Source organism: uncultured Gimesia sp., from assembly GCF_937910335.1.
Classification (GTDB): domain Bacteria; phylum Planctomycetota; class Planctomycetia; order Planctomycetales; family Planctomycetaceae; genus Gimesia.
Map to the genome: position 1 here is coordinate 1 of NZ_CALEMX010000621.1, position 9,867 is coordinate 9,867.

Genomic DNA, 9,867 nt, shown 5'->3' on the forward strand with positions numbered 1-9,867 from the left:
GTGTATGCGTTTGTTATAATGCGTTTTCCACTCGAGTCGTATCATTCTTGACTTTGTAGTCGATCCACGATTGTATAAGATCAATCAAGGTCTGCGATATAAACGCGAAGGTATTACAGGCGTCAATGTAGTAGGAATCGGGTAGCTCACGATCGACTGCGGAGATTTTGATTCCTACTATGTGGTTTTCTCTATCGACGCCATTCAACACACTTGTTGTATGAACTTCCGAAAAGTGGACATAGCCGCAAGCACGTTCGTAAAGATTGCGCGTTCCGGGAACCTGTTTCTCAAATTCCTTGGATAGATGAAAGTCTGTTAATTTGGTTCCGTCGCGGTCGACCATTCGATTGATTTTATCGCCCCTGATTTCGGCCTCGGCGAAAGCGTCCCAATCCTCCACCAGATGAGATGCAAAATGGCGGAGTGCTGTGTCGAGATGGACGCGGAGTAATGCGCCAGCGGAAACCATATTCCTAGCTTCAACAAGCGAGTGAAACGCGGATGAAATTGCAACGGCACGATTCAACGTTGCAATTACGAACTGATCGAAGACATACATGTACCCATCAGCTGACTGCATCAATTCAAGTCCGGTATTCAAAATGTCTGCTTCGACCGCCTTTAGGTTTGCCAGAGCAGTGATTACTGCGTCAGAATGCTTATCCATTAATTTGGTTCTCCATCTCTTTGAGTGTGATTAGGAGGACAGCTTCGGACGGAAATGGGTTCGTTATCATATAATAACTTGTAATAGAAATGTGCAATTTTGAATATGGCACCCACATGGGAATCATACCACGCATCTGTAGAAACCAGAATACAAATATACTTCTAGGCTAAGAAAATCCGGTTGTTTGAGTGATTGTTCGCGAAACGATGACTTTTGTTGACAGAATCCGCACTTTTGTCCGGTCGTTTTCCCGGAACGACAATCCAAGGTGCAGTCCAAGAAAACGTACTTGCCACGCTACGCATCTTTTTACTGGCGGTTGCGATTGCCTCATCAATTTGCAACGCTCAGCTCCTGACCCATGATGGTTAGTCATGTACGCACACTGAAACGTTGGGCAGACGTGTCTCAGATGCAAAACAAAAGGTTGCAGGTGGCTAGTTAGAGAAGCAAGATTTCTCCCCTACTTGACTTGGCACAACATTTGTTGCCTGCAATAATACCTGTAATTAACATTTGTTTATCGATAGGTTCTGAAAAATGGCCAAAGTCACCACTACTGATTGGAAATCAAACTCAGACAACATTGAATTCGTGGAGCTTGTCGAACGCCTCTCTAACTTGGAACTTTCACAACGAGATGTAGCCGGGATTTTGGACGTTTCACAAGGTCAAGTAAATCGGGTACGGAAGGGGCAACAGCACGCATCGGTTACGCATCTTCGGACGCTGCGAAAGGAAGTTCGGCGTCTCACTGAGGAGAGATCCTCTGAGCCAGTTTTTGCTCCGCAAGGGCTTGGGCATTCAACATTCGAGTTAAATCAAGCCATTTTGCGTAGCCTTTCAGCAGTTGACGCAGTAAATGCACTCAGGAATTTGCTTTGGGCGAGGGCCGCCGCGCGCGGGATGCCAACAACCCGCGTGAGCATCACTTCAGATGTTTATACAGCTGATGGCGGGGTCGACGCATCGATACTGGACGGTGAGGAACCTCTTAACGAGGACGAATTGCTAACAGCTGGAACACGATTTCAAATCAAAACTGGCGATTTTGCCCCTTGGCGGAAAAGCGAAGTCCAAAGAGAGCTGTTTGGTCAAGGCGAGCAGCCAGCATTCGAAAACCTTGGTTCAGAAATCCAACAGACGCTACAGGAGGGTAAGCGATTCGTTCTCGTTAGTTTTGGCGTCGACCCGATCGATCGTGACCTTCGGAAGGCTCGCAAGAATTTTGAACATTTTTTTGGTTTATGCGGCTACTCCAAAGCTGTGGTTGAAGTGTGGGGACAAACACAGCTAATCGGTCTCTTTCGGTCATACCCTTCACTTTGTCTGCAGCTTCACGGTCACGATCACCAAAATTTTCGTTCTCGCGACTCGTGGTTGCTGGATGATGACATGCAGCCACGCGAACATTATAGCACAGAGCAACAGAAACTGATTGACAATCTTCGAAACGCGTTGCGCACTGGAGAATTGGTGCATGTGAGACTGATTGGTGAGCCAGGTGTTGGAAAGACGCGTCTAGCGCTCGAGTTGACCAAGGTGGAAGATTTGGCGCCGGTCACGCTCTATGTAAGGGACGGACAAACTATTCTGCAAAGTTCATTTATCAACGAATTGGTGCAGACCGACGATAGACGGTTCGTGTTCTTCATAATTGACGAGTGTTCTCAAAAAGACCTTGCCGACATTTGGAACATCTTGAAACCGAGGTCGGATCGCATTCGAATCATTACGATTGACCACGGTCCCGACAGTACAGTAGATGACAAAACTCGTGTTGTCACGGTCGAGCCGACCGGACTGGATCAAATCGTTTCGATCTTGAAAGACCACAACGTCAGCGAGAACGATGCGAAACGATGGGCTGAGTATTGTGAGGGTTGCCCGCGTGTTGCTCACGTGATCGGTACGAACCTCGATGCAAACCGGTCTAATTTACTGGCTGCGCCAACAACTTCAGAAGTCTGGCGGAGATTTGTCGACGGTCGTGATTCACCTGATTCGGAAGCTGTGCAATTGCGAAGAATTGTGCTCCACTACATTTCGCTTTTTGAACGGTTTGGCTTTGAAGATCCCGTAGGGGATGAGGCGGACTTCATCCAGACGCTGGCCGCAAGATGTGATCAGCGGATTACAGGCCCAAAGTTCAGAGCGATTGTCCGCGAACTGCAATCGCGTCGAATAATCCAAGGCGTAACGACACTCTACATAACTCCGCGGCTGCTGCACATAAATCTCTACCGCGAGTTTTGGCAACTTTATGGCACTAATTTCGACATCGCAACGACGCTACAGGAAATGCCTCAGCAAATGTGGGACTGGTTCGTGCAGATGCTACGCTACGCCCACGAATGCGCCCCAGCCGAAAAGGCAATCGACAAATTGCTGGGGCACAACGGCATTTTCAAAAGTGACGAATTTCCGGACACTCATCACAATGGGCGGATGATTGCCGCGCTCGCAGAAACATGTCCGAAACAGACGCTTCGTTGCTTGAGACGAACGATCGGAGAAATGGACGTTGCAGCCCTTCAACAAGTCACTGAATCGCGTCAGTGGCTTGTTTGGGCACTCGAAAAACTTGCGGTGTGGGAGGACTGCTTTGCGAACGCTACCGAATTGCTACTCGTTCTAGCCGAAGCAGAGAACGTCAACAACTCAAACGAGGCAACCAGTACATTCACCTCACTCTTCAGTTTGATCCCTGGTTGGGCGGCAACTCAAGCAAGCCCTGGCGTGAGGATCAACGTATTGGTTTCGGCGTTGGATTCAGATTCGGCTAAAATACGGAAACTTGGACTGATAGCGTGTTCCAATGCTCTTTCAACTGAGCCAGGTTTCAGAACGGTCGGGCCAGAGCATCAGGGGCTTAAGCCAACTATTTTGTTTTGGGTACCGCAAACCTACGGAGAACGATGGGATGCTTACCGCGAAGTGTGGCAGCTTTTGGTGGACCGACTCAAAATATGGGAGGGCGAAGATCGAAGACTGCTTATTACCAGCATCCTCAAAGCAGCGTGGTCTGTGCTACACATCAAAGTGCTCACGGACTCAGTGGTGGAGACACTGGAATCTATTGCCCTCGATGAACAAACCGATGTAAAGGCACTGGTCGAGTTCACAAAACGACAGCTTCGTCATGGAGAAAGCAAACTCCCGGAAAACACGAAGAGATTACTTAAGTCGATTTGCGATCGACTTGACGGCCACGACTTCGCTTCGACGCTTCGGCGTTTCGTGAAGCACACAACTTGGGAAGACTATCACGACGACGAACTGAATGAAACGAAGCTCGTCGATAGGAAGCTCGATGAATTAGCGGAGTCCGTTCGAAACGATCCGGACCTTCTGGTCTCTGAACTTCCTTGGCTTGTCTGTGAAGATTCGAGCCCGGCATATTGCTTCGCGTTTAATATTAGTAAAGACGATTCGAACCGCTTATGGTTGCCCAAGATTCGGGAACAGTACGCCACGCTCAAAGACGCTTCAGCCACGTCGTTCCTGAGTGGGTACCTTCGAGCCATTTTTATCGAGGATGAGCAAGAGTGGGAGTCTGTGATGCTTGATTTGGCCGACGACTCGGCCACTGCTGATCGGTTCTCAGATTTCGTGGTGAGTTCGGGTATGACCAACGCCATTACAAGACGAGTCATCGACCAATGTCGGAGCGGATTACAAAGCAAGGAGCGACTGAAGCGATGGTGGTCCGATCGTCAATTGCAGCAGCTTGATGAAGAAGTTGTTAAGGAACTGGTCAGCCTACAGCTTGAAGATGGCATTGGCACTTTGTGGAGTAGCGCCGTGCAAATGTGCCATTCGTTCTACATAGTGAAAGACGATGTGAAGTCATTGCCGGAAGACTTGGTATTCGACTTGTTGACGGCGGATGCGATGGCAGACGAACGAGTCGTCCATTCGGCAAGTTACTACTGGTCAGGGTTGGCGAAGGCGTTCATTAATCAGTTCCCGCATCGCGAGTGGGACCTGTTTGGCAAAGTGATCCGAATTTCCATACTTAGATGGTCGGTGCTTGAAGACTTAGATGCGAACAAAGAGGCAATCCTTACTTCTTTGCTTCGCAAGAATCCGGAAACAGCATGGGCGTGCATCGCAGACGCCTACCGTGAGGCTCGTGAACGCGGAGAATGGCTGTCTCAGAACTGGTTGACAAAAAGAGAGCATCATGGTTTCGAGGATGACAGTCCAGGACCAATCCAGTTTGTTCCGGCGAATGTTCTTTTCGATTGGGTTGACGAAGATGTCGATGAAAATGGCTATTGGTTGACTGGCGTTTTGCCGAAGACACTAAACAATACGAATGCTGGCCGACTAACTCGTGACTTTGTCGCAAAATATGGCAAAAACGAAAGTCTTCGGAGTGGTTTATATGCCCGCTTTGGTTCTCGCAGTTGGTGTGGCAATGCCAGCGACCACTACCGCAATCTCCGTACCCAGGCGCGGGGGTGGCTGATCGATGAAAAGAACAGCACAGTGATCCGTTGGATCGAAGACTACATTGAAGGATTAAATTACGACATCGAACGCGCGGAAATTGAAGAAGAACGACGATGTTAGATGAGAAGGAAAGGAGACTGTTACGCTTCTTTGTTCTTCTCATTGTTTTTCGCTTGTGCGATCAGGTGGTCGTGGCGAGGCCGTGACTTTGGGGCGAAGACGGATCCTTCGCAACGAAGGTCGGTTAGCACGCCGTGTTGGGACGAAAATGTTCAGAGTTTGGGCGGGATCGAAAGGGAATCGTACTTTGACGCGACAACGACAAGACTACCTCACGGAAGCAAAAGACTGGCTCAATCGCCTTCAACTGTCAATTACCAGCGACATCACGCTTCGACATCAAGATTCCCATATCGAACTCGAAACCTTCTTCCGCGATTTACTGAACCTTGTATTCGATTGGAAACTTGTCAACGCGAATACGCTCTTTGGAAAGAATCAGGATACATTCGATCTGTCGGACGAGGATAATTCATTGGCCGTCCAAGTGACAGTAACCACAAGCGCCAAGAAGATCAGAAAAACGCTTGGGAGTTTCATTGGCACACACGATGCGGTCTATAAACGACTGATCTTCGTGTACCCCAATATCACGTTCCCTGCGAGCCGAGCCGAATTCACCGAAGATTTGAAGGGATTCGACTTTGACGCTAAACGTGATCGACTAGGATTCGGTTCGATCCTGAAAGAAGCACAGGATTTCCCAATCGAAAAGCTGGAACGCCTGATCCAGTTACTTAGGAAGGAGCTTCGCCCCCTTCGTGATCAGCTTGGCTTTGAGGAAACCGTTCCTGGCACTGATCTCCGCACGGCGTACGCAAAATGGATGCATCAGACATCGTCAACATTCTTCGTACCCGGCCTAAGCGTCACGATGTCAATCGAGGATGCGTGGGTCCGACTGAAGGTAATGAAAGACGATAAGTCGATTGTCGGTACGAAATCATCATTGGACGAACAGTTTCGAGAATACCTTGAGTTTGGACAGAGACCTCGCACCGCAGACAGTGATTCAACCTTCGCTTCGGATTCCGTACCGCTCACCCATCCTCATACCGTCCTAGTCGGCGGTCCCGGCGATGGCAAGTCAACGATGTTGAGGAGGTTTGCATGGAAGTTGTCCCACGAGCCGATAATCGTAGTCCGGGTACGCTTACCGATCGTGTTGCGAAACATGCTCTCCGGTCGGTCGTTTGACGAAGCGGTAAGGATAGTCGGATTTGATGGAAGTGGGATCGGGGACGCTGACGCCGCTATATTGCTGAACTCGGCGGACTTTCTTCTCTGCGACGGGCTTGACGAATGCGACCTAGAGCGTGCGCAAGTAGCCGAACAGATCATCCGGTGGAGTATAGGACACAGCAATTGTCGTATCTGTGTCACAACGCGACCCGTTGGTCACGAAGCAGAGTTCTTACCAGGGTTTACGCATTTCGCACTTCAGCCACCAGACGAGTACCAAGTTCAAGAGCTTTCTCGAAAACTTTTCAAAAAAGCCAGCACGGACGATAGCTATCTTCTGAAGTGTGAGAATTTTCTTCAAAGCATCGAACCGAAGAATGAAGTAGCTCACATCCGGAGGCTGGCCTCGCGCAATCCGCTGCTCTTGGGATTCCTGATTCGCTTGAGTCTCGATGAGATCGAAATCGGTAAGACGAGAAGTGAGTTGTATGCTCACATCTTTGGCATGCTTGCGCGGACAAAGCCAAACGATCGGGAAACCATCGACGTCAACCTGCGTATTACTTCAGAAGTCGCAAATGCTTTGGCATGGAAGCAAACACTGACCCCGTTCTGTTCGAGTGATGAAACATTGAGGTTTGTGTCTGAGCATCTACGTACTCAATTCGATCTCGATATATTGAGCGCAGACGAAGCTGCAAAATCGGGTCTGAAATTTTGGGAAGATCGGCGTTTAGTAGAGACCCTGTCAGTTGGAAATGATTCGAAGACTTTCTTTATCCATCTCTCGTTACAAGAGTTCGCAGCAGCAAGGTATGTCAAGGATCTTGAAGACTCAGAATTCGTTGACTGGATTCGGCACGCAAGGCGAAAGTCTGCTTGGAAACAAGTTATTCTACTGCTCTGCGGCATCGACGATGATGCACGGACAACCTCAGCACTGCTTGACCTTGACGACCCTCGCGATCCGGTGTCCCGTGAAGCTCTGCTCGGCGCGGAAGCCGTGTTTGAACGCGAACCACCCGACTTGACAGTTCTCCCGCGACTTTTGCAGTCACTCGCGACGCGATTCGATTCTGACATTCCATTGGTCAGTATCGAAGCTACACAACAACTTGCACGATTCGCACCATACGTGAAACCAGAAATCCTGAAGATTTCGCGGGCGGAAACCAAGAAGAAGACGTGGATGGACCTTGGATCATTTCTGCTGCGTTTGCTTACAGACGATACTAACGAAGTCGTTGAAGAGTTCAAGGAGTGGTTTAAGAATTATCAGCCCATACTCGTTCACCTTCCTAAGATTGTCTTACGCGACGATGCGCAAAACATTCCTGAAGAGGGGCGGGAGCTTCAGAATCAGATTATCGAATGCGGGCTTGATCGTATTTTCGAGTCTCATAATACCAACGACATATCGAAGTACTTTCGCGGAGTCGGAGAGCTTGGGAACGTGTCTAAGAACGTCGTCTCCAATCTGCAGAAAAGATTGACTGATATGGGGTTGGAAGACGTCGCGACGGCACTTTGGCCTCCTAACTTTGACTACTCTCGAGTTCTTGCGATGCAGCGGGGATTTAAACGGTGGGACCAAGGGAGAAATGTCCTCCTCAAATTGGTAGTTCGTGCAGCGGAAACAATAACCGTACCGATTGGGGAACCGCCGTATCTCAATTTGTCAATACTGTGGTCCGCCTTGGTAGCTGAGGAGTCTCCCGCCCAGTGGATCACTACACTCTTGGATATAGAACCGGATAGCGATTTGGTTGGTCCCGTGGTAATTCGCGCTCTGGCATCTGCCTTAGATCTGGATATTTCTAAGGTTGGAGCTGAAGCACAGTCGGTTTTGGATCGATGTGACGAACCGAATATTTGGTTTGGTGACCTAGTCGAACACGCCTCAGTTGATCCAGACTGGTCAAAGCTAACTCCTCATGACTTTGAACCGAAAACAATAGCGGAGGGAATCCTGCATCCTGCTCCTTACATTGGGTTAACGGCCGCACACGCCATCTCGTCTGGATTTGGCAAAGCTGAAGCTGCAAATGTAATTCCTCGGGCTTTGGAGTCAAGCAATGAGCACGCGATCTGGTACGCAGTCTCTTTGGCCGAATTTTGCCTTGGATATGACGCATTCGAGCTTTTGCTTTCGCGACTCGATCGGCCGATTTCCGCTCACCACAAATGTCTTTTCCGTGATATTGCGAGACTCTGCGGAGAAAAACGCCGACACGATGCAGTCGGCTGTTTTTTCGCGTGGCTAGTCGTCGATAATCCTGAGTTGACCACAGGCATCGCTGAGTACCTATCTGAGTTTGATCCACCATTGGACGCGGATGTTGTCGAAGAATTGAGAAAGATGTATGTTTACTGGACAGACCGTGGGACAAAGTGCGAGAAGCACAATACGGTAGTAAAAGGCAGTTCGTGCCCAGAGTGCAGTATAGTTCCCCCCAGCCCAAGGTTAGCTCTCCTGAAGGAGCTAAATCGCTTAGGTGCTGTTTCATTTAAAGAACTCGTCGAGTTGTGCGGCGATCCGAGACACGATGTCTCAGATTTGGCAAAAAGCATTATCATCGAAGGTGCGGCATCTAACACAGACACATTTTCTGATGTCCTCGATCTAGTAGAGTCAGGCCAACTGTCTCCGAGAATCCTGGATAAGCTTTTGAAGTTGCCGATCCAACGAGACAGCCCGATAGCACAAAAGGCTAAACGGCTACTCGATGCACCGGATCTGAAATTGCGTCTAGCAATACTGGGGCAATTAACGGGAGATTGGATCGACCGAGAACAAGCCATCGCGTATTTGCGATCTGGAATTGAAGGCCCAGAACCAGTGATCCGGACCCTGGCGACGCGTATTCTGCGCCTTCTTGAGTGACGCCTGCTGGAACCATATCTCGCAGCCGAACTACCATTCTCGGATTGGAATCTACCGCGTCAATAACTTCATAAATCCCAACAAGTTTAGGCGGTTTGACAAACATACCAAGTCACTTTGGAGGGCGTGACCTGAGTCGCAAGCGATATTCTCTCGAGTTCCCAAGTCGACAACACCACAGCATCAAATCCGCAGAAGAAGAGCGAGCCAGAAAAACGTTGATTTTCGCGGAAAATGTAACGCAATCAGGCATGCCCACAAAAACAGCAGCAGTATTTCCTATAAACTCATCAGCGAAAACAAAATACGGGATTGCCGTAAAATCAGAGGTTTATGATACAAGGGGCGGAATAATCGTCATATTCCAATCTTTTGTGGTCACGGACTCCGGTTGTTGATTGCGGAACTGATCATTGCGTCGTAGCCAGAGAAGTGCGGTTGTCCGATCCTCTCTGCACGCGAAATGCGTGGTACTTGATACGGTACATGTATTTGTATCTTCTGCAAATTTCACGGAAGCCAGGCAACAACAAAATATCGAAGTTGGACTCCATATTAATAGTGAATGGCTAGCCGAACGATTAGTTAATCACTTCTGACATCGTAAATG

4 protein-coding genes are annotated in these 9,867 nt (G+C 49.0%); 3 read left to right on the forward strand and 1 reads right to left on the reverse strand.

The window, feature by feature from the left end; all coding sequences use genetic code 11:
- Positions 1–13 precede the first annotated feature (13 nt).
- Positions 14–670 carry a hypothetical protein gene (locus Q0668_RS25480; RefSeq protein WP_298869381.1) on the reverse strand — a complete coding sequence of 219 codons (657 nt, stop codon included), beginning with the start codon at positions 668–670 and terminating at the stop codon, positions 14–16.
- Between the two features lie 543 nt (positions 671–1,213).
- Between Q0668_RS25480 and Q0668_RS25485 the strand changes: the two genes are divergently transcribed.
- From Q0668_RS25485 to Q0668_RS26020, 3 genes are all read left to right on the forward strand, one after another.
- Positions 1,214–5,251 (forward strand): hypothetical protein, encoded by a 4,038-nt coding sequence (locus tag Q0668_RS25485; protein WP_298869382.1) that lies wholly within the window; start codon positions 1,214–1,216, stop codon positions 5,249–5,251.
- Positions 5,252–5,438: 187 nt separating this feature from the next.
- Positions 5,439–9,257 (forward strand): SMEK domain-containing protein, encoded by a 3,819-nt coding sequence (locus Q0668_RS25490; protein ID WP_298869383.1) that lies wholly within the window; start codon positions 5,439–5,441, stop codon positions 9,255–9,257.
- A 413-nt stretch (positions 9,258–9,670) separates the two neighbouring features.
- Complete coding sequence (locus tag Q0668_RS26020; protein ID WP_366918995.1) at positions 9,671–9,856, forward strand: phospholipase D-like domain-containing protein; 186 nt, start codon at positions 9,671–9,673, stop codon at positions 9,854–9,856.
- Positions 9,857–9,867: the final 11 nt, after the last annotated feature.

Coding starts and splice junctions, on each gene's coding strand:
- Q0668_RS25480 (WP_298869381.1), bottom strand. CDS start 670: ATGGATAAGCATTCTGACGCAGTAATCACTGCTCTGGCAAACCTAAAG.
- Q0668_RS25485 (WP_298869382.1), top strand. CDS start 1,214: ATGGCCAAAGTCACCACTACTGATTGGAAATCAAACTCAGACAACATT.